Source organism: Actinomadura kijaniata (assembly GCF_014138665.1).
GTDB classification, from domain to species: domain Bacteria; phylum Actinomycetota; class Actinomycetes; order Streptosporangiales; family Streptosporangiaceae; genus Spirillospora; species Spirillospora kijaniata.
In genome coordinates this window covers 137,620-156,885 of record NZ_JACJIA010000017.1, presented here as the reverse complement: position 1 = coordinate 156,885, position 19,266 = coordinate 137,620, and the positions used below count along the sequence as shown (strand labels likewise).

The 19,266-nt window shown below is 72.7% G+C and carries 16 protein-coding genes; 10 read left to right on the top strand and 6 right to left on the bottom strand.

The features are described 5' to 3' along the window. Window positions 1-154: 154 nt before the first annotated feature. The gene (locus HNR61_RS41530; protein ID WP_182848627.1) at window positions 155-817 is read right to left on the bottom strand and encodes a response regulator; all 663 of its coding nucleotides are present in this window, start codon (window positions 815-817) and stop codon (window positions 155-157) included. Beyond that, entirely contained in the window at window positions 814-1,944 is a 1,131-nt protein-coding gene (locus HNR61_RS41525) for a sensor histidine kinase (protein ID WP_182848626.1), read from the bottom strand. The genes HNR61_RS41530 and HNR61_RS41525 overlap by 4 nt, the downstream gene beginning before the upstream one ends. Before the next feature lie 215 nt (window positions 1,945-2,159). Between HNR61_RS41525 and HNR61_RS41520 the strand changes: the two genes are divergently transcribed. Together HNR61_RS41520 and HNR61_RS41515 are read left to right on the top strand one after the other, a co-directional pair. Next, window positions 2,160-2,576: a DUF6223 family protein gene (locus HNR61_RS41520; protein WP_182848625.1), complete on the top strand. Its 417-nt coding sequence runs from the start codon at window positions 2,160-2,162 to the stop codon at window positions 2,574-2,576. Window positions 2,577-2,633: 57 nt separating this feature from the next. After that, complete coding sequence (locus HNR61_RS41515; protein WP_182848624.1) at window positions 2,634-3,161, top strand: hypothetical protein; 528 nt, start codon at window positions 2,634-2,636, stop codon at window positions 3,159-3,161. Between the two features lie 403 nt (window positions 3,162-3,564). Here the strand turns inward: HNR61_RS41515 and HNR61_RS41510 are convergent, their stop codons facing one another. Both HNR61_RS41510 and HNR61_RS41505 read right to left on the bottom strand, forming a co-directional pair. Beyond that, window positions 3,565-4,386 carry a class I SAM-dependent methyltransferase gene (locus tag HNR61_RS41510; RefSeq protein WP_182848623.1) on the bottom strand — a complete coding sequence of 274 codons (822 nt, stop codon included), beginning with the start codon at window positions 4,384-4,386 and terminating at the stop codon, window positions 3,565-3,567. 175 nt (window positions 4,387-4,561) lie between these two features. Then, the gene (locus tag HNR61_RS41505; RefSeq protein ID WP_169814131.1) at window positions 4,562-4,717 is read right to left on the bottom strand and encodes a hypothetical protein; all 156 of its coding nucleotides are present in this window, start codon (window positions 4,715-4,717) and stop codon (window positions 4,562-4,564) included. Between the two features lie 118 nt (window positions 4,718-4,835). Between HNR61_RS41505 and HNR61_RS41500 the strand changes: the two genes are divergently transcribed. From HNR61_RS41500 to HNR61_RS41480, 5 genes are all read left to right on the top strand, one after another. Beyond that, window positions 4,836-6,905, top strand: a complete 2,070-nt coding sequence (locus tag HNR61_RS41500) for an MFS transporter (protein WP_246444872.1) — start codon at window positions 4,836-4,838, stop codon at window positions 6,903-6,905. A gap of 200 nt (window positions 6,906-7,105) precedes the next feature. Next, window positions 7,106-8,239 carry an acetyl-CoA C-acetyltransferase gene (locus HNR61_RS41495; RefSeq protein ID WP_182848622.1) on the top strand — a complete coding sequence of 378 codons (1,134 nt, stop codon included), beginning with the start codon at window positions 7,106-7,108 and terminating at the stop codon, window positions 8,237-8,239. Between the two features lie 102 nt (window positions 8,240-8,341). After that, window positions 8,342-9,136 (top strand): enoyl-CoA hydratase/isomerase family protein, encoded by a 795-nt coding sequence (locus HNR61_RS41490; RefSeq protein ID WP_182848621.1) that lies wholly within the window; start codon window positions 8,342-8,344, stop codon window positions 9,134-9,136. Between the two features lie 160 nt (window positions 9,137-9,296). Beyond that, a complete protein-coding gene (locus HNR61_RS41485; RefSeq protein WP_182848620.1) occupies window positions 9,297-9,740 on the top strand; it encodes an Hsp20/alpha crystallin family protein in 444 nt (147 codons plus the stop codon). A 184-nt stretch (window positions 9,741-9,924) separates the two neighbouring features. After that, window positions 9,925-10,302, top strand: coding sequence for a helix-turn-helix domain-containing protein (locus HNR61_RS41480; protein ID WP_182848619.1), 378 nt, complete (start codon window positions 9,925-9,927; stop codon window positions 10,300-10,302). 414 nt (window positions 10,303-10,716) lie between these two features. Here the strand turns inward: HNR61_RS41480 and HNR61_RS41475 are convergent, their stop codons facing one another. Then, window positions 10,717-11,478: an IclR family transcriptional regulator gene (locus tag HNR61_RS41475; RefSeq protein ID WP_182848618.1), complete on the bottom strand. Its 762-nt coding sequence runs from the start codon at window positions 11,476-11,478 to the stop codon at window positions 10,717-10,719. Between the two features lie 219 nt (window positions 11,479-11,697). Between HNR61_RS41475 and HNR61_RS41470 the strand changes: the two genes are divergently transcribed. The 3 genes from HNR61_RS41470 (at window position 11,698) to HNR61_RS41460 (ending at window position 15,844) form a co-directional block, all read left to right on the top strand. Further along, a complete protein-coding gene (locus HNR61_RS41470) occupies window positions 11,698-13,695 on the top strand; it encodes an acyl-CoA dehydrogenase family protein (RefSeq protein WP_182848617.1) in 1,998 nt (665 codons plus the stop codon). A gap of 135 nt (window positions 13,696-13,830) precedes the next feature. Continuing rightward, window positions 13,831-14,757 carry a lipoate--protein ligase family protein gene (locus HNR61_RS41465; RefSeq protein ID WP_182848616.1) on the top strand — a complete coding sequence of 309 codons (927 nt, stop codon included), beginning with the start codon at window positions 13,831-13,833 and terminating at the stop codon, window positions 14,755-14,757. A 352-nt stretch (window positions 14,758-15,109) separates the two neighbouring features. Further along, entirely contained in the window at window positions 15,110-15,844 is a 735-nt protein-coding gene (locus HNR61_RS41460) for a class I SAM-dependent methyltransferase (protein ID WP_312898347.1), read from the top strand. Window positions 15,845-16,276: 432 nt separating this feature from the next. Here the strand turns inward: HNR61_RS41460 and HNR61_RS49670 are convergent, their stop codons facing one another. Next, complete coding sequence (locus HNR61_RS49670) at window positions 16,277-19,237, bottom strand: helix-turn-helix transcriptional regulator (protein ID WP_312898346.1); 2,961 nt, start codon at window positions 19,235-19,237, stop codon at window positions 16,277-16,279. Between the last annotated feature and the right edge of the window lie 29 nt (window positions 19,238-19,266).

Genomic DNA, 19,266 nt, shown 5'->3' with positions numbered 1-19,266 from the left:
TGCATGGGAGACTGTGTGGGAGAGTAGGACGCCGCCGGACTCATATTAGGAAAGGCCCCGCCGTTACCGGCGGGGCCTTTTCTCATTTCTGGGGTTGCTCGGTGGCCGCTGACATTGGGATCTCACCGAGATTCCATGGTCATCGGGAGGGAGATCAGGAGTCGCCCGGGATCACCAGGCCGGACTGGTAGGCCAGGACGACGAGCTGGGCGCGGTCGCGGGCGTGGAGTTTGGTCATGGCCCGGTGGATGTGGGTCTTCGCGGTCAGCGGGCTGATCACCATGCGGTCGGCGATCTGTTCGTTGGACAGGCCCTGGGCGACCAGGGCGACGGCCTCGCGTTCGCGGTTGGTCAGTTCCTTCAGCGCCGTGTCGGCGCCGGGGTGGGGTGTCCGGGTGATGTACCGATCGATCAGCTTGCGGGTGATGGACGGCGCGAGCAGGGCGTCGCCGCGTGCGGCGACGCGCACGGAGTGCAGGAAGTCCTCCGGCTCGATGTCCTTGACGAGGAATCCGGCCGCGCCGGCGCGCAACGCGTTGAAGACGTGTTCGTCGAAGCCGTAGTTGGTCAGGATGACGACGTGCGTCCGGGCGAGGGTCGGGTCGGCGGCGATGCGGCGGGTCGTCTCGATGCCGTCCATGACCGGCATCTGCACGTCGATGAGCGCGATGTCGGGCAGGTGTTCCCTGGCCAGCGCCAGACCCTCGTGGCCGTCGGCGGCCTCGGCCACCACCTCGATGTCGTCCTCCAGGTCGAGGAGCGCGCGGAACCCGCGGCGGATCAGTGGCTGGTCGTCGACCAGCAGGACGCGGATCATGATGTTCCGTTCACGGGGAGTTCGGCCTGGACGGTGAAGCCGCCCTCGCTGCGCGGTTCGGCGAGCAGGCGGCCGCCGAGGGCGGTGACGCGTTCGCGCATTCCCAGGAGCCCGACGCCGGGTGTCGGGGCGGCGTCGGGGGTGGCTTCGCCGTCGTCGTCGATGCGGACGGTGAGGGTGTCCGGGAGGTAGTCGATCCGGATCGACGCGGCGGTGGCGGCCGCGTGGCGGGCCACGTTGGTCAGGGACTCCTGGATGATCCGGTAGGCGGTCCGCTCCACCGCGGCGGGCACGTCGTGCCGCTGTCCCTCGACCGTCAACGTCGCGTCCAGGCCGATCGAACGGGCCTGTTCCACCAGCTCCGGCACGTGGTCGAGCCCGCGTGGCGGGGTGGTGTGGTCGTCGCGCAGTGTCTCCAGGGTCGCGCGGAGCTCGCGGGTCGCCTCCCGGGCGGCCTCCTGAATCGCCAGCATCGTCTCCGGGACCTGCTCGCCGCGTCTGCGGGCCGTGTGGACGGCGACGCCGGCCTGCACCTTGATGATCGAGATCTGGTGGGTGAGGGAGTCGTGCAGTTCCCGCGCGATGTGCAGCCGTACCTCGCTGGCCCGGCGCCGCGCGGTCTCCTCCCGGGTGCGTTCGGCCTCGTCGGCCCGGCGCTCGGCCTGCCGCAGCGCCTCGCCCGCGGCGGCGGCGGCGACCAGCCAGCCCAGTTCCAGGGCGCCCTGGCTGTGCGCGAACGCCTCGCTCGCGGGCCAGTCGTGCGGGGAGAGCAGCGTCGCCAGTGGAAGGGCCGCCAGCACCATCACGCTGGCCGCCAGCGTGATGGCCCGGTGTCCCTCCCGTACGGCCGCGTACACCGCGAACAGGAACGCGACGGCGGGCACGTCCAGACCGGCCGCCTGGTAGCCCACGGCGCACAGGCCGGTGGCGAACAGGACGGGGGCCGGGGCCCGGCGGCGCGCGACCAGCGCCAGACCGCCGGCCGCCAGCAGCGCGTAGCCGAGCGGGTCGAGACCCGTGGCGGGGTTGCCCTCGGACAACCCGACGACCAGCAGCATCGCCGTCACACCGGCGGCGATCACGCAGTCCCTGACACCGGCCCGCATACCGGACCATCCCGTACCCATGTCGCGAACCCTAACGGGGTGCCGCGGCGGACGACTCCTGCCCGCGATCGAGTGGCGGTCTACTACGCACGCGGTAGGAGTGCGGTGGTCGTGGCAGTGGCGGCGACCGGATGCTCCGGCCGTGGCAGTACGGATTGCCTGCGCCTGTGGAACGACCGGGGGCGGGGTCGGCGGCCATCATCGAGTGACGTTCAGCCGTAGCGAAGGAGCACGTCGTGTCCGTCCGTCATCTGGTCATCGCCGTCACAGCCGCTCTGGTCGGCGGGGTCGGTCTCGCCGCACCGGCGGCCGCGCGGGTCTCGGCCCAGCCGGTCGCCGCCGGTGTCTACGACATGAGCGCCGGGCGGGTGGGAGCCATCGTCGCCGCGCTGGCGGGGTTGCTCGGTCTGGTCATCGGTGTGCGGGCCCTGGTCCGTTCCGCCCGGCGCACCGGTTCCGGGCGGAACGGGGCCGCCGTGGCCGTGGCGGCGGGGGTGTTCGGCATGGCCCTCGGAGGGCTGGTCGCGGCGACCGCCGACGGCGGTCTCGGCACCGGCAACGGGCTGGGCGGGGCCTATGTGGCCCTGCTGGTGGGGCTGGCCGGAACGGTTCTGGGCGGGCTGGCCCTGGCCCGTTCCCGCCGGGTCGGATGAGCCGTGCGGGGCGCGAAAACCCGTCGCCCCTCCGGCCGGGCGCCCGCACAATGAACCATGGTCGAAGACTCGGGACGCGCCGGTCACGGTGACCGCATCGGCGCGCTCGTCGAGCGGGTGGTCGGCGAACGCGGGAAGATGATGGCCCTGGAGGTGTCCGGGCCCGAGGTGGACGAGTTCATCCAGCGGCTCGACCTCGCGCTGGACGTCGCGTTCGGGGGCACCGTCTCCTACGTCGGGGCGCGGATGGTGCTGGGCTCGGCCTGCACGACCGTCGCCAAGGCCGTCGACCAGATCGTCGCCGCGCTGCAACTGCCGTATCCGGCGGCGCGGGGCTGGGGCGATTTCCTGGACGCCCTGGGCGACCGGCCGGTCTCGCGGCGGGAGTGCGTCGTCGTCGCCGACGCCTCCCAGCTGCTCAAGCACGAGGACCACGACTGGTGGCGGGAACTGGTCGGCGCTCTGCACGGCGGGCCCTACTGCCTCGGCGGCGGCTGGAGCACGCTGGTGCTGGCCGACCACGGGTTCGCGTGGCGGAACTGGGCGTTCCGGTCCGTGGTGGAGGTCCCCGGTCTCGGGTCCTGACCTTCACCTGATGGGGCCGTTGGGGAACGGGCCGAACCGTCGTGCAGGGCCTGGTGGAGCTTGCGGCCCACCGGGTCGACCAGGTACATCACCACGTGGAAGCGCGGCACCGAACGGTCCGGGTACCGCTTCACCTGCTGCGTCTCAAGGCGCGCGTGGGTGCTGTCGAAGACCGGGTGGGCCTCCTTGGCCTTCTTCGGGGGCGGTTCAGCAGGCCGCATCCGGTGGCGAGCAGGACCGCGACGAGCGTGGCCGTGCCACGCGTCCCTGGTGGAACGCGCATCTGGACTCCCCGGCTGGTGCGGCCGGGCAGGGGGCGGGTCTCATCGCACACACGAACGCATGCCGGTGCGCTTGCAAATATGCTGTTTGCAAGCGGGACGGACCGTCCGTGGGAGGGAGGTCAGATGGGTTCGGCGGCGACGTGGGCCCAGGACTGGGTGAACCACAGCTCGCCCCCGATGATCCTCGGCTTGGCCCCGGTCTTGGGACCGCCGTCCACCTCGTCCAGGAGCTCGGCGCGGATCTGCTCGGCGGCCAGTTCGTCGCGGATGCCCGCCAGCCAGGGTTCGATCGGGCGCTCCACCGTGAAGACGTCCAGGCGGCGGACGCTCGCGCCGCAGGAGGTGATCAGGTCGGTGAGGGCCGCGATGGACAGCAGACCGGGGTGGTCGGGGTCGCGCAGGCGTTCCAGGCGGTCGCGGTCGGGACCGGTGAGGTTGCCGCGGACCAGGTCGGCGATGATCAGACGGCCGCCGGGGCGGGTCACCCGCAGCAGCTCGCGCAGGACGCGGCGCTGGTCGCCCAGGCTGTAGAGCGAGAAGCGGGTGGTCACCAGCGAGAAGGAGTCGTCGAGGTACGGCAGGCGGGTCGCCTCGGCGCGGACCGTGGCGGCGTCGGGGGTCCCGCGGCGCACGGGGCGGACCGAGTCCGGGTGCGAGACGTACGGGCGGGGATCGATGTCGCCGGAGATGCGGACCGGGCCGGTGCCGAACGTCACCGTCGGCGTGCGGCCGGGATCGCGGCGGAGCTCCGGGGGCGGCAGGGCGTCGACGGAGGCGACCCGGCGGACCTGGGGGGCCAGGGCGGCGGGCATCGGGCCGGTGCCGCGGGCCACGTCCAGGCAGACGTCCTCGGCGGTCGGCTCGACGAAGTCCAGCAGCCGTCGCAGATGAGGGGCGATGGCGCCGCCGGTCCCGGGGGTGGTGGTAGCCGGATGCGGCACTGCTGCTCTCCCTCGGCTCGTCGGCTCCTCGGTGCGGGGAAACACTCGTCGGCGCGCCGTCGGGCCCGTCTGGCCGGGGCGGGACGTCGAGCGGGGGTAAGGGAGCCGGTTTCCTTGGTTATGACTCGCTCGCGGAAGAGAAAGTTCGCGATGGTGCCCGAAAAATCCCTTGGTCTCACATGCTCTGCCCCCACCAGGCGAGCACGACCAGTGTGAAGACGATGATGACGGCCATGCGGGTCGGGGCGGGCAGCCGCAGACGGGTGGCGGCCCAGCGGACGCAGAACGCCGCCAGCAGCGCGACGACGACGAGCAGGATGATGCCTTCCATGGGTCACCTTCGTTCGGGGGGAGGGTGCCGCCTCAACGCCAGGGTAGGCGCCCCGGGTGATCTTCCGCGGACGAGCGGGTAGATCTCCCCTGCGTCGGACGCGCGGGGGGAGCGTGGGATGAGCGTGGAGAGCGTGCCGAAGGCACCGCGGATGCCCAAGGGGAGAGAGCTGGCCGTCGTTCTCGGCGCGCTCATGCTGACGATGCTGCTGGCGGCGCTGGACCAGACGATCGTGTCGACGGCGCTGCCGACGATCGTCAGCGACCTCGGGGGGCTCAACCACCTGTCGTGGGTCGTCACCGCGTACCTGCTGTCCTCCACGGCCTCCACACCGCTGTGGGGGAAGCTGGGGGACCAGTACGGGCGCAAGCCGCTGTTCCAGCTCTCGATCGTGATCTTCCTGGTGGGGTCGGCGCTGTGCGGGCTCGCCGGGGACATGACGCAGCTCATCGCGTTCCGCGCGATCCAGGGGCTGGGCGGCGGCGGGCTGATGGTGCTGGTCGTCGCGATCGTGGGGGACGTCGTCCCGCCCCGGGACCGGGGCCGCTACCAGGGGCTGTTCGGCGCGGTGTTCGGGGTGTCGAGCGTGTGCGGGCCGCTGCTGGGCGGATGGTTCGTCGACAACCTGTCCTGGCACTGGGTCTTCTACATCAACCTGCCGCTGGGCGTGCTGGCGCTGGTGGTGGTCGCGATCGTGCTGCGCGCGCCGTCGGAACGGCACCGCCACTCGATCGACTGGGCGGGCGCGCTGCTGGTGGTCGGCTGGTCGGTGGCGCTGGTGCTGATGACGACCTGGGGCGGCACCGAGTACGCGTGGCTGTCGCCGCAGATCCTCGGGCTGGGGGCGCTGGCGGTCGTGCTGATCGTGGCGTGGGTGGCGGCGGAGGCCCGCGCGGCCGAGCCGATCATGCCGTTGCGGCTGTTCCGCGACCAGGTGTTCGCGCTGTCGTCGTCGATCGGGTTCGTGATCGGCTTCGCGATGTTCGGGGCGATGACGTTCCTGCCGCTGTTCCTCCAGGTCGTGCACGGGGTGACGCCGACGATGTCGGGGGTGCACCTGCTGCCGATGATGGTCGGGATGCTGGTCGCCTCGATCGGGTCGGGGCAGCTGATCAGCCGGACCGGGCGGTACCGGATCTTCCCGATCGTGGGCACGCCGATCGTGGCGGCCGCGCTGTACCTGCTGTCGCGGATGGACGAGCGGTCCACCACGCTGGCGATGAGCCTGAAGTTCGCGCTGCTGGGCTTCGGGATCGGCCTGGTCATGCAGGTGCTGGTGATCGCGGTGCAGAACCGGGCGCGCTACGAGGACCTGGGCGCGGCGACGTCGGGGGTGACGTTCTTCCGGCAGATCGGCGGGTCGTTCGGGGTGGCGGTGTTCGGGTCGGTGTTCGCCAACCGGCTCGCCGAGAACATGACCGACCTGGTCCGCAGGGGCGGGGTCCCGGCGAACTTCGACGCCTCGGCGGTGCAGGCGAACCCCGCGCTGATGGAACGGCTCCCGGCGCGGGCCCGCGCCGACATCCTGCACGCCTACTCGGAGGCCATCCACACGGTGTTCCTGTGGGCGGTGCCGGTCGCGATCGTCGCGGCGGTGCTGACGTGGTTCCTGCGGGAGACGCCGCTGCGGGGCGCGGCGAAGGCCCCCGACCTCGGCGAGGGGATCGGCGGACCCGGCTACCGTTCCTCGCGGCACGAGGTGGAACGCGCGTTGAGCGCGCTGATGCGCAGGGACGCCAAGGCCATGGAGCTGTACTCGCGGCTCGGCGCGCTGGCGGGCGTGAACCTGCCGACCGGCAGCACGTGGGCGCTGTGCCGGATCGCGCGGGACGGGCGCGTGAGCGGGACCGAGCTGGCCGAACGCGCCGGGGTGACGGTCGCGCAGGGCCGCCCCTACGTCGACCGGCTGGTGAACGCCGGGTTCGTGCGGCGGGACGGCGGGGACCTGGTCGTCACCGAGACCGGGGAGGCCACCGCCGAGCTGCTGTTCGAGGCGCGGGCGCGGGCGCTGGCCGAGCACCTGGAGGGGTGGTCGCCCGACGAGCATCCGGAGCTGGCCTCGCTGCTGGCCAGGCTCGCGCACGAGACGCTCGGCGACGACGCCGACGGCCGCGAGGTGCACGCGGCCCCTGTCCCCGACGGGGGCTCGGACCGGGGGGTCGGCGGCGGGCGGCACGCCAAGCACTGAACCCGAGCACTGAACTCGCGCACTGAACTCGCGCACTGAACAGGCGTTTTCGCTGGTGGGGGATGGGCCGCTAGCCTGGCGGGCGATCGAGACCAGGGTCACATGAGGCGTTGCGCCCGGCGCGATGTAATCTCATACTGACTGACCGAATCTCACTCGGTTTCGGGACGGAACCCCTAACCCCTGCTTTTGGAGGCGTAGTGGCCGAGGCGTACATCGTCGGCGCGGTCCGTACCCCCGTCGGTACCAAGAAGGGCGGCCTGAAGGACGTCCACCCCGCCGACCTCGGGGCCCACGTGCTCAAGGAGCTCGTCAACCGCACCGGCGTGGACCCGGCGGCGGTCGAGGACGTCATCATGGGCTGCGTCATGCAGGTCGGCCCGCAGTCGCTGGACATCGCGCGCACCGCGTGGCTGTCGGCGGGGCTGCCCGAGAGCGTGCCCGGCGTGACCATCGACCGCCAGTGCGGCTCCTCCCAGCAGGCGATCCACTTCGCCGCGCAGGCCGTCCTGTCGGGCACCCAGGACCTGGTGGTGGCCGCCGGCGTCGAGCAGATGGCCAAGGTCCCGATGGGCGCCAGCATCGTGCAGGGGCTCGACTTCCCCTACGGCGAGGGCTGGGCCGAGCGGTACGGCACCCAGGAGATCTCCCAGTTCCGCGGCGCCGAGCTGATGGCGCAGAAGTGGGGCTACACCCGCGAGGACCTGGAGAGGTTCGCGCTGGAGAGCCACCGGCGCGCCGCCAAGGCGATCGAGGCCGGGTACTTCGACCGCGAGATCGCCCCCATCGCCGGGGTGTCCAAGGACGAGGGCGCCCGCCCCGACACCACCCTGGAGAAGATGGCCGGGCTCAACGCGCTGCGCCCGGACGGCGTGATCACCGCCGCGGTGGCCTCGCAGATCTCCATCGGCTCCTCCGCGCTGCTGATCGCCTCCGAGGAGGCCGTCAAGCGGCACAACCTCACCCCGCGCGCCCGCGTCCACACCCTGGCGGTGTGCGGCTCGGACCCGGTGTACATGCTGACCGGCCCGATTCCGGCGACCGAGAAGGCGCTGGCCAAGAGCGGCCTGAAGGTCGACGACATCGACGTGTTCGAGGTCAACGAGGCGTTCGCGCCGGTCCCGATGGCGTGGGCGCACGACACCGGCGCCTCGCTGGAGAAGACCAACCCCAACGGCGGCGCGATCGCCCTGGGCCACCCGCTGGGCGCCACCGGCGGCATCCTGATGACCAAGCTGCTGCACGAGCTGGAGCGCACCGGCGCCCGGTACGGGCTGCAGACGATGTGCGAGGGCGGCGGCCAGGCCAACGCCACCATCATCGAGCGCGTCTGACGCCCGACCGGACGGCGTCACCGGCCGGACGGCGTCACCGACCGGCATCATCGGACGGGCGGGCCCCTCGGGGGCCCGCCCGTTCCCTGTTGTGGAGGATCGATGTACGAGGCGATCGTTTACGAGGTGGCCGACCGGGTCGCGCGGGTGACCCTGAACCGGCCCGAGGCGCGCAACTCGCTGAACGACCGGATGGTCGACGAGCTGCTGGACGCGTTCGGGCGGGCCCGCGACGACGACGAGGTGCGCGTCGTCGTGCTGACCGGGGCCGGGGACCGGGCGTTCTGCGCCGGGGCCGACCTCGGCGGGCTGGGGGCACGGCAGTCGGCCGGGGACCCGGTCGCCGACCGCGACGCCATCCGGCAGAACGCCCCGTTCCGGCTGTTCACCGCGTTCCCGTCGCTCGGCAAACCGGTGATCGCGCGGCTGGCGGGGCACGCGGTGGCCGGAGGGCTCGGGCTGGCCGCCGCCTGCGACCTGGTGATCGCGGCCGACGACGTGAAGCTGGCGACGCCCGAGGTGAACGTCGGGCTCTGGCCCATGATGATCATGGCGATCATCAACCGGAACGTCGCGCCCAAGCACGCCTTCAAGCTCTACTACACCGGCGAGCGGATCTCGGCGGCCGAGGGCCGCGAGATCGGGCTGGTCACCGAGGTGGTGCCCCGGGACCGGCTGGACGAGCGGGTCGACGAGCTCGCGCGGACCATCGCGGGCAAGAGCCCGGTGGGGCTGCGGCGGGGCCGCGAGGCGTTCTTCGCGATCGAGGGGCGGCCGCTGGAGGAGCAGGTCGAGCACCTGCTCGGGGAGCTGGTCGCGCTCGCCGCCACCGAGGACGCCAGGGAGGGGATCACCGCGTTCCTGGAGCGGCGCGAACCCGACTTCAAGGGGCGGTGAGGTAAGGAATTGCTACCTTGTAGGGAAGTTACTTGCTGGTTTAGTACGAGGAAATGTATAAGTGTAGTTGGAGGTTCCCTCCGGCTGAACTAGTGGGCATCGGTGGAACGGAGATCGGAAACCGGAGACCTGAGTCCGGAGACCCACGGAGGTGGCGAGGATGCCGCTGACGAGCATCGACCCGTTCGTGCAGGAGTTCGAGCGGCAGTTCGACCGGCTGAGCCGGCAGGCGTGGGGCCGGACCAGCGGTGGCGGCGTCATGCCGATGGACGGGATCCGGCGCAAGGACGACGTGGTGCTGCGGTTCGACCTCCCCGGCATCGACCCCGACAGCATCGAGGTCACCGTGGACCGCGGCGCCCTCGGCGTCAGCGCCCAGCGCGAGGAGGAACGCGGCGGGGACGACCGGCTGTTCGTCCGGGAACGTCCCATGGGCACCTTCACCCGCCGCGTCCACCTGTCGGAGCACCTGGACGCCGAAGCGATCGAGGCCGCCTACAACAACGGCGTGCTGGCCGTCCGCATCCCGGTGCTCGAACGGGCCCGTCCCCGCAAGGTGGAGATCCACCACCAGCCGGAGCAGGCCAAGGCGATCAAGGGATGACCGGCCGGCGGACGGCCGGCCCCTTCCCCGGCGGAAAGGCGCACCGGGGAGGCGGGGTTGACGGAAACGACGCGGCGGGCGTGTACGGCCCGCCGCGTCGCGTTTGTCGGGGCGTGGTTCCGGGGTGCCGTTGGTCGGGACGCGCGGCGGGAACGTGGGAGGGATGGGAGGGGAGGTGAGCGGTATGGGCCGACGGCTGCCCGTCGACGATGAGCACGCGCCGCTCTACACGGTCGGGCAGGTCGCGACGATGCTGGAACTCCAGCAGGCGTTCCTGCGGCGTCTCGACGAGCACCAGGTCGTGCGACCACGGCGCACCCCGGGCGGACAGCGGCGGTACTCCCGCCACGAGATCACCCGGGTGCGGTACGTGGTGGAGCTGGTCGAGGAGGGCATGACGCTGGCGGCGATCCGGCGCGTGCTGCAACTGGAGCGCAAGGTGCGCGAACTGGAGGAGCAGCGCGAACGCGACCGCCGTCGGATCCGCGAGCTGGAAGCCGCGCTTGCCGCGGATCCTGCTCGGGGGGATGGGGGCGCTGTTGGGCGGTCGGCTGGGGGGTGAGGTTGGTGGGTCTGTGTAGACCCCCGATATTGCTAGTGGTCTGTGCGGTTCTGCGGCGAAAGCGGCTGTGTTGGCCTTGGGGGGACCGTCCCCCCAAACCCCCACATCGGGCCCGCGCACGCCGGGAAGACTCCGCCAGGGCTCCGCTTCCCGTCGTGCTGCGAACCCTGGCAAAGGGGCCAGCCCCCTTGGACCCCCGGCAGGGCTCCGCCCCCACACCCCCGGCAGGGCTCCGCCCCACACCCCGGCAGGGGCTCCGCCCCTACAACCCCGACGCCGACGCTGCCCCGGCAACCCCGGCAAGGCTCCGCTCCACACCCCCGGCAGGGGACTCCGTCCCCTACAACCCCTCGTGGGGCTCCGTCCCCTACAACCCCCGGCAGGGGCTTTGCCCCTTGCCTCCTGCTCGGTCGGCTAGGAGATCGTCAGGCTCAGGGTGCGTTGGATGCGTTGGGCGGTCTCCTTCATGCGGTGCACCGAGCTCTCGATCTTGGGGAGTTTGCCCGCTCGGCAGGAGATCGCCAGTGCGCCGATCACGGTGCCGGTCGCGTCGGTCACCGGGACGGCCGCGCAGCCGGTGCCGATCGCGTACTCCTCGTGGTCCAGGGACAGGCCGGACGGGGCGGCCAGGGCACTCATCAGGCGGCGGGGCTCGGTGATGGTGTTCGGTGTGAGGTCGACCAGCGGGTGCCGGGACAGGTAGTCGTGGCGGCGTTCCTCGTCGAGCTGGGCGAGCATGCACTTGCCGATCGCGGTGGCGTGCGCGGCGTCGTCGAACCCGACCCACAGGTCCACGCGCGGGGTGCGCGGGCCGTCGGCGAGGTCGATGATGCGGATCTCGTCGTCCACGAGCATGCCGAAGTAGGACGCCGCGCCCAGCTCGTCGCGCAGCGCGGTGAGGGTCGGGCGGATACGGGCCAGTAGCTGCTGGGTGCGGCTCTGCCCGTGCAGCGACTGGATCCGGTCGCCCAGCACCCACACGCCGTCGGACAGCCGGGACGCGTAGCCCTCGTGGGCGAGGGTGCGTAGCAGATGGTAGGTGGTCGCCAGAGGGAGGCGGGCCTCGCGGGCGAGCTGCTTGGCAGGGGCCCCATTGGGATGCGACGCCACGACCTCCATGAGTCGTAGCGCGCGCTGCACCGAGGCGATGAGGGTCGGTCTCCGTGTCTCACCCATCACGCACAGCGAACCCCTCTGGCCCCGTTGGGTCAAGGCCTTCGGCTACACATGCGACCATTGGATCACTTCTGGGTGGTCCGGGTGGGCGTTTTCCTGAACTCGGAGGGTGACGAGGAGCTGGTGGAACGGTCCTTTTTCCACCGATGGGCCTACTCATAAGTACGACCCGGGAGTAACTTCGCGGAAGAGGCGGAGGCTATCACCGAGGAGGCCGCCATGGGCGAGCCGAACCGTACCAGCGCCGGGACCACCGGGGGAACCCACCGGGACGGCCCGCCGGAGGGCCACGTCGACGAGCGGACCGCCCGCCAGGTCGCCGAGGAGGCCCGCGAGAGCGAGTGGCGGCAGCCCAGCTTCGGCCGGCAGCTGTTCCTGGGCGACCTCCGCCTGGACCTGATCCACCCCCACCCCCGGCCCGACGCCGAGGCCCGCCGCAAGGGGGAGGAGTTCCTGGCGCGGCTGCGCGAGTTCTGCGCGACCAAGGTGGACCCGGCCGTGATCGAACGCCAGGCCCGCATCCCCGACGAGGTGCTCAAGGGGCTGCGGTCGCTCGGCGCGTTCGGCATGAAGATCCCCGAACGGTACGGCGGCCTCGGGCTGAGCCAGCTGTACTACGGCCGCGCCCTGATGGTCGTCGGGTCGGTGAACCCCGCGCTCGGCGCGCTGCTGTCGGCGCACCAGTCGATCGGCGTCCCCCAGCCGGTGAAGCTGTTCGGGACCCACGAGCAGAAGGACACCTGGCTGCCGCGCTGCGCCAACGAGATCAGCGCGTTCCTGCTCACCGAGCCCGACGTCGGTTCCGACCCGGCCCGGCTGCGCGCCACCGCCGTCCCCGACGGCGACCACTACGTCCTCAACGGCGTCAAGCTGTGGACCACCAACGGCGTCGTCGCCGACCTGGTCGTGGTGATGGCGCGGGTGCCGGAGTCCGAGGGCCACCGGGGCGGGATCTCGGCGTTCGTCGTGGACATGGCCAGTGAGGGGATCACGGTCGAGAACCGCAACGCGTTCATGGGCCTGCGCGGCATCGAGAACGGCGTCACCCGCTTCCACGACGTGCGCGTCCCGGCCGCCAACCTGATCGGCCGGGAGGGGCAGGGGCTGAGGGTCGCGCTGACCACCCTCAACACCGGCCGCCTGTCGCTGCCCGCGATCTGCGCCGCCTCCGCCAAGTGGGCCGCCGGGATCGCCCGCGAGTGGTCGCGGGAGCGCGTCCAGTGGGGCCGCCCGGTCGGCCGCCACCAGGCGATCGCCAAGAAGGTCGCGTTCGTCACCGCCACCGCCTACGCGCTGGAGGCCATGCTCGACCTGTCCTCGCAGCTGGCCGACGACGAGCGCAACGACATCCGCATCGAGGCGGCGCTGGCGAAGCTGTGGGCCTCGGAGATGGCCTGCCGCGTCGCCGACGAGCTGGTGCAGCTGCGCGGCGGGCGCGGGTTCGAGACCGCCGAGTCCCTGGCGGCGCGCGGCGAGCGCGGCGTGCCCGCCGAGCAGGTCCTGCGCGACCTGCGCATCAACCGGATCTTCGAGGGCTCCACCGAGATCATGCACCTGCTGATCGCCCGCGAGGCGGTGGACGCGCACCTGTCGGTCGCCGGGGACATCATCGACCCCGAGGCCACGCGCGGCGACAAGGCCCGCGCCGTGGCCCGCGCGGGCGGCTTCTACGCGCGCTGGCTGCCCACCCTGGTCACCGGTCCCGGGCAGCGGCCCGGCGCGTACGGGGAGTTCGGGCCGCTGGCCGGGCACCTGCGCTACGTCGAACGCGCCTCCCGCAAGCTCGCCCGCTCCACCTTCTACGCGGCGGGCCGCTGGCAGGGCGGGCTGGAGTACCGGCAGGGGTTCCTGGGGCGGATGGTCGACATCGGGGCCGAGCTGTACGCGATGAGCGCGGTGTGCGTCCGCGCGGTGGCGGACGCCGAGGAGACCGACGCCGCACCGCTGGCGGGGGACGGCGCCACGCGACCCGGCAGGACGGCGCCGCTGCTGGCCGACGCGTTCTGCAGGCAGTCGCGCGTGCGGGTGGAGGAACTGTTCGACGCGCTGTGGCGCAACACCGACGAGATGGACTCCAGGCTGGCCGAACGCGTTCTGGAGGGCGACTTCGCCTGGGTGGAGGAGGGCGTGCTCGACCCTTCCGTCCCCGGACCGTGGATCGCGCCGTCCACGCCCGGTCCCAGCGAACGCGACGACGTTCACCGCACCGTCTGGTGACGGAGTGTCAGTATTTGAAAACCCTCCGCCTGTGATTTGCGGCCCGCGTCGATAAGTTGCAGATACGTTGCGAACACCCGGTGGAGTACCGGGTCCGCCGAAGGCGGGCAGCGGCGACGACGGGCGGGGGTGCGCATGCTGAGCGTGGTCATGGACGACTCGCGCGATCCGGCGTGGAACCTCGCGCTGGACGAGGCGCTGCTGCGGTCCTGGACCCCGACGGCCCGGTCGCGCGGGACCGAGCCGTCGTGGCCGCGTCAGCCCGCGCCGCCGGCCGGAGCGGGCTGGAGCCGGCCGCGCCGGGGGCCGGGCGGGGTCCCTCCCTGCTCGCCCCCGGTGCTGCGGGTCTGGCAGAACGCGCTCAGCGTCGTGGTGGGCCGCTTCCAGGAGGTCTCCGACGCCGTCGACCTGACCGCCTGCTCCCGTGACAGGGTGCGGCTGGTGCGCCGGGCCAGCGGCGGCGGCGCGGTCTGCCTCGACTCCGGCGCGCTGGTGTTCACGCTGGTGCGGGGCGCGCCGCGCGGACCGGTCCGGGACGCGGCCGCCCGTCGCACCGGGCCCCACGGGGTCCCGGCCGCCCGTTGCGGGGCGTCCGACGCGCGTTCCGGGGCGCGGCCCGGCCTCGACGTGCTCGTGGCCACCGCCGTCCAGGGACTCGGCCTCCCGGCCGCCGCGCTCGGGAACGGCACCATCCGCGCCGCCCGGCTGCGCACCCGCTGGGCCGAGCTGACCCATGTGGCCGTGCACGTCACGCAGGTGCGGCCGTTCGGCCGCTGCTACCTGGCGCCGGGCACGCCGGACGCGGCCCCGCCCACCCTGGCCGAGCTGGGCCTGGAGGTGTCGCTGGACGCGGTGCGCGCCGCCGTGCTCACCACGATCGTGGACGTGTACGGGATCGCCGCCGCCCGCCGCCCCGACCGCCGCGAGCGGGAGACCGCCGGTCACCTGCACGCCGTCCGCTACGGCGACGTCACCTGGAACCTCACCGGCCGAGGACCGCGGCACCGGTCCGAACGCGTCGAGGCCGCGTCGGCCCGGGTCCCGACCGCACGCTGGAGGTAGGCTGGCCGCCGGGTGAACGTCCGAGTGATGCCGGTGGAGCGCTCCGTGGACTTCTTTCGGCACTTTTGCCCTGTTCAGATGCCGTTCGGCTGTGAAAGGCGTAGCAACGGACGCCGTGAGCGGTCACGGCGGCTACACTGATCTGAACTTTCGCGCCTGAGATCGGCCGTGTCACTCGCGGTGACACCGATCCGGCGGACGACGAGCTGAACGCCAGCTTGCGAACACGCACCAGCGAGCGGGAAGTATGCATTCACCAGGTCAGAAGAGAAGCGTTGCCGGCACCCTGCTGAAACTGCTGGGCAGCAGGCCCCAAGCACGTCCGGCCGTCCCCACCGCGGGGGACGGCGAGGTGGTCCAGCCCGCGGCCGGTGAGGGCGCCCTGGAGAACCACCTGGGCGGCGACGAGGCCCGCAACTACCGCAAGTACGAATACGACATGGTCGCCCCGCACGTCGGCCGCGCGCTCCTGGAGATCGGGTCGGGTCTCGGCCACTTCTCCGAGCAGTTCGCCGGGCGCCTCGACTACCTGGTGGTCAGCGACAACGACCCCTACTGCGTGGGCGAGCTGCGCAAGCGCTACGAGGGCAACGACGCCGTCGAGGTCATCGACCTGGAGCTGCCCGCCGAGATCCAGATCCGCCAGAAGGTGGACACGATCGTCATGATGAACGTCCTGGAGCACATCAAGGACGACGTCCAGGCGCTCCGGGACCTGGCCTCGGTGACCCTGCCCGGCGGCCGCATCGTCATCTGGGTGCCCGGCTACATGCAGCTGTACGGGGACTTCGACCGCAAGGTCGGGCACGTCACCCGGTACACGCCCGCCACCCTGGAGAAGTCGGTCCGCGAGGCCGGGCTGGTCCCCGAGGTGCTCAAGCCGATCAACCTGCTGGGCGGCGTCGCCTGGTGGTTCGCGGTCCGCCGGGGCGGCGCGGGCTACCCCGACCCCCGCCTGGTCAAGATCTACGACCGGACCGTCATCCCGGTGACCCGGGCGATCGAGCGGCTCGTGCGGCCGCCGTTCGGGCAGACGGTCTTCTGCGTGGCGCGCGTCCCCGAGGACGCCAAGGACGGCGCGGAGTAGAACGCGCCCCCACGAACGCGAGGGACCCCCGCCGGCGCGCGCCGACGGGGGTCCCGTCGTTTCCGGGCCCCGGTGCATACTGTGACCAGGCGTTCTTCCCGATGCCCCCGGACGCGCGGCGCACGCCGGCCGGGCCCCGGCCCCTAGGTATCCGGGGGTATGCCCATGCGCCGTCCCCGGCGCCCCGGACCCCTCTATCGGTAAGCCGGTTCGGCATGTCTCCGGATGCCCTTCGCGGCCGCGGTCCCGGAGACTGGAGACGCCGATCGGGACACGGCCCCGCCTCTCGGAGCGGAGAAGTACCGCGTACTTCCACGGGACCGTGTCCGGAGAGGCAGCCACCGAAGTTCCCGTGTGGTCCGACGATCCGGTGACGAGGGCCAGGGAGGGGAGGCCCTCGTCACCGGGTCCGGACCGGGCCCGCGGGCCGGCTCAGCTCACCGGCTCCCGGAACAGCCCGAGGCGGTGCGCGGTGGCGGCGGCCTCGCCCCGGGAGGTGACGCCGAGCTTGCCCAGGATGTTGGACACGTGGACGCTGGCGGTCTTGGCGGAGATGAACAGCGCCTTGGCGATGTCGCGGTTGCTCTGCCCGTCGGCGACCAGCCGCAGCACCTCCAGCTCGCGCGGGGTGAGACCGAGCGACGCGCCGTTGGCGTCCCCGGGCCGGGCCGGGCCGCCCAGCCGGGCGCGGCGCGTCAGGTCCGCCACGCGTTCCAGCAGCAGCCGCGCGCCCAGCTCGCGGGCCAGGTCGTCGGCCTCCCGCAGCCGGACCCCGGCGGCGTCCCGGTCGCCGTCGTGGATCGCGGCCAGCGCCGCCCACAGCAGCGCCACCGCGAGGTTGTACCGCTGCCCGATGTCCCGCCACGCGGCGCCCGCCAGGTCCCAGGCGGAACGCTCCAGCACGCCGTCGGCGGCGGTCGCCGCGGCCGAGTACGTCAGCCGCCACGCCTCCTGCAACGGGCCCTGCACCGACAGCGCGGCGACGCGTTCGGCCAGCAGCGGCAGCGCCGGCCGGTCGTCGAGCACGGCGGGCGCGGGCGGGGCCGTCCCGCGCAGCCCGGTGCCGCGCAGCTCGGCGCAGGCCATCGTGGCGAGGGTGAGCACCGGCCAGGCGTACCGGGCGTCGTCGGGCAGCTCCGGGCATTCCAGGACCAGCCCCGCCGCCGCGACCGCGTCGGCGAACCGGCCCTGCTCGATCCGCAGCGCCGCCTCCAGCCGCAGCGCCGCGAACAGGTCCTGGGTCTTGCGCCAGGTCACCTCCCGGGCCGACCGCAGCCACGACTCGGCCTCGGCCAGGTCGCCGTGGCCCACCGCGACCTCGCCGCTCAGCACGAACAGCGAGGTGCGGATGCTCATCGGCGGCGCCTGCTCCATCGCCTTGCTCAGCACGGCGCGCGCCTCGTCCCAGCGGCCCAGCGACACCAGCGGCTCGGCCTGGTTGGAGGCCAGGATCGACCCGCGGGTGCGGCCCACGCCGTTCTCGAACGCCTGCTCCAGGCCCGCGCGCGCCACCGCGATGGCCAGCTCGTGCTGCCCGGCCCCCTCGTAGAAGTGCGAGCGGGTGACGGCGACCTGGAGCTGGAGCTCCTGGTTGCCGGACTCCTCGGCGATGTCGCGGGTCCGCCCCAGCCACACGCCGCCCTCGCCGGCCATGCCGCCGGTGGAGTAGTCGAAGGAGTAGTTGAAGTCCACGCAGGCCAGCGCGTGCAGGGCGTGCGCCTCGACGATCCGGTCGTCCAGCGCGCGGGAGATCCGCAGCGACTCGCGCGCCGCCTCGCGGGCCTCCTCGGTGCCGTGGATGAGCCGCCCGAACCGGGCCAGCGTGATCAGCGCGTCGGCGCGGGCCCGGGTCGGCGGCTCGGCGGGCAGCAGCGCCACCGCCGTGCGCAGGTCCTCGATGAAGCCGGGCCGGGCCAGGTCGAAGGACATGCGGCCGCGGTGCGCCAGCAGGTCGGCGCGGACCGCCGCGTTCTCCGGGCCGGTGCCGACCTCGCGCAGCGCGGCGGTGACCAGCTTGATGCCCTGCTCGAACTCCCCGGACAGCTCGGCGGTGCGCACCGCCTCGCGCAGCACCTCGACATGGTCGGCGCCGATGCGCTCGGCGGCGTCCGGCACCCGGTCCCAGAGCTGGAGGACGCGCTGCTTCATCGCCAGGCTCTCGGCGTGCGCGGCGGCCTTCCTGGTGTCGGCGGCGGCCTTCCAGGCGCTCACCAGCGCCCAGGTCGCGTCGTGGGCGGCGTTCCAGTGGTGGCTGAGCTCGATCCACAGGCGGCCGGGCGGGACCAGGCCGGCGTCGTTCTCCAGGGCCTGCGCGTAGCGGGTGTGCAGGCGGGTGTGCTCGCCGGGCAGCAGGTCGTCGTGGAGCGCCTCGCGGATCAGCGCGTGCCGGAACGCGTATCCGTCACCGTCCACGACCAGCACGTTCGCGGCGACGGCGGGCCGCAGCACGCGGGTGAGGGTCGCGTCGTCCAGGCCGGTGACCGCCGACAGCAGCCGGTGCTCGATGCGGGTGCCGCCGCCGGACGCGTCGCGCAGCGCGTCCTGGGTCTCCTCCGGCAGCCGCTGCACCCCGGCCAGCAGCAGGTCGCGCAGCGACTCGGGAAGCTCGCAGGCGAGGGTGCCGTCGGAGTCCAGCAGCGCCTCCACGAACAGCGGGTTGCCCTCGCTGCGGGCGTAGACGCGGTCGAGCAGGTCGTGGTCGGGCTCGTGGCCGAGGATGCCCGCGCACAGCGCGGCGACGTCGTGCCGGGCCAGCCGGGAGACGTCCATGCGCCGGACGCGTTCCACCCGGCCCAGCTCGGCCAGCATCGGGCGCAGCGGGTGGGAGCGGTGCAGCTCGTCGGCGCGGTACGTCACGACGATCAGCAGCGGGGCCGTGCCGACGTTGCGGATCAGGAACGACAGCAGGTCGCGGGTGGAGCGGTCCGCCCAGTGCGCGTCCTCGATCACCAGCGCCATCGGGCCGGACTCGGCGAGCCGCTCCAGCAGCGTCAGCACCAGCTCGAACATGCGGGCGCGCTCCTCGGCGGAGGCCGCCTGCGTGTCCGGGTCGCCGAACTCCGGAAGCAGCCGCGCCAGCCCGCCGGTGTCGCCGCGCGGCAGCAGCGCCGCGACCCCGTCCAGGCCGATGTCGCGGACCAGCCCGCGCAGCACGGTCGTGAACGGCGCGAACGGCAGACCGTCCGAGCCCAGCTCCAGGCATCCGCCGACCAGCATCCGCCCGTTCCGGTCGCACTCGACGACCGACCGGAACTCCCGGATCAGCCGGGTCTTGCCCAACCCGGCCTCCCCGCCGACGAGCACGGCCCCCGGCGCGGCGTCGAGCGCCCGCGTCAGCTCCGCCAGCTCGATCGCCCGCCCCACCAGAACAGGACCCATCCCATGCGCGCTCACGCCTCTCAGGATGCCAGGCGAACCGGACG

Bases quoted from the DNA above. Each gene is read 5' to 3' on its own strand.
- HNR61_RS41530 (WP_182848627.1), bottom strand. From the start codon at position 817: ATGATCCGCGTCCTGCTGGTCGACGACCAGCCACTGATCCGCCGCGGG.
- HNR61_RS41470 (WP_182848617.1), top strand. From the start codon at position 11,698: ATGGGCGAGCCGAACCGTACCAGCGCCGGGACCACCGGGGGAACCCAC.
- HNR61_RS41525 (WP_182848626.1), bottom strand. From the start codon at position 1,944: ATGGGTACGGGATGGTCCGGTATGCGGGCCGGTGTCAGGGACTGCGTG.
- HNR61_RS41465 (WP_182848616.1), top strand. From the start codon at position 13,831: ATGCTGAGCGTGGTCATGGACGACTCGCGCGATCCGGCGTGGAACCTC.
- HNR61_RS41505 (WP_169814131.1), bottom strand. From the start codon at position 4,717: ATGGAAGGCATCATCCTGCTCGTCGTCGTCGCGCTGCTGGCGGCGTTC.
- HNR61_RS41480 (WP_182848619.1), top strand. From the start codon at position 9,925: ATGGGCCGACGGCTGCCCGTCGACGATGAGCACGCGCCGCTCTACACG.
- HNR61_RS41490 (WP_182848621.1), top strand. From the start codon at position 8,342: ATGTACGAGGCGATCGTTTACGAGGTGGCCGACCGGGTCGCGCGGGTG.
- HNR61_RS41515 (WP_182848624.1), top strand. From the start codon at position 2,634: ATGGTCGAAGACTCGGGACGCGCCGGTCACGGTGACCGCATCGGCGCG.
- HNR61_RS41485 (WP_182848620.1), top strand. From the start codon at position 9,297: ATGCCGCTGACGAGCATCGACCCGTTCGTGCAGGAGTTCGAGCGGCAG.
- HNR61_RS41475 (WP_182848618.1), bottom strand. From the start codon at position 11,478: ATGGGTGAGACACGGAGACCGACCCTCATCGCCTCGGTGCAGCGCGCG.
- HNR61_RS41500 (WP_246444872.1), top strand. From the start codon at position 4,836: ATGAGCGTGGAGAGCGTGCCGAAGGCACCGCGGATGCCCAAGGGGAGA.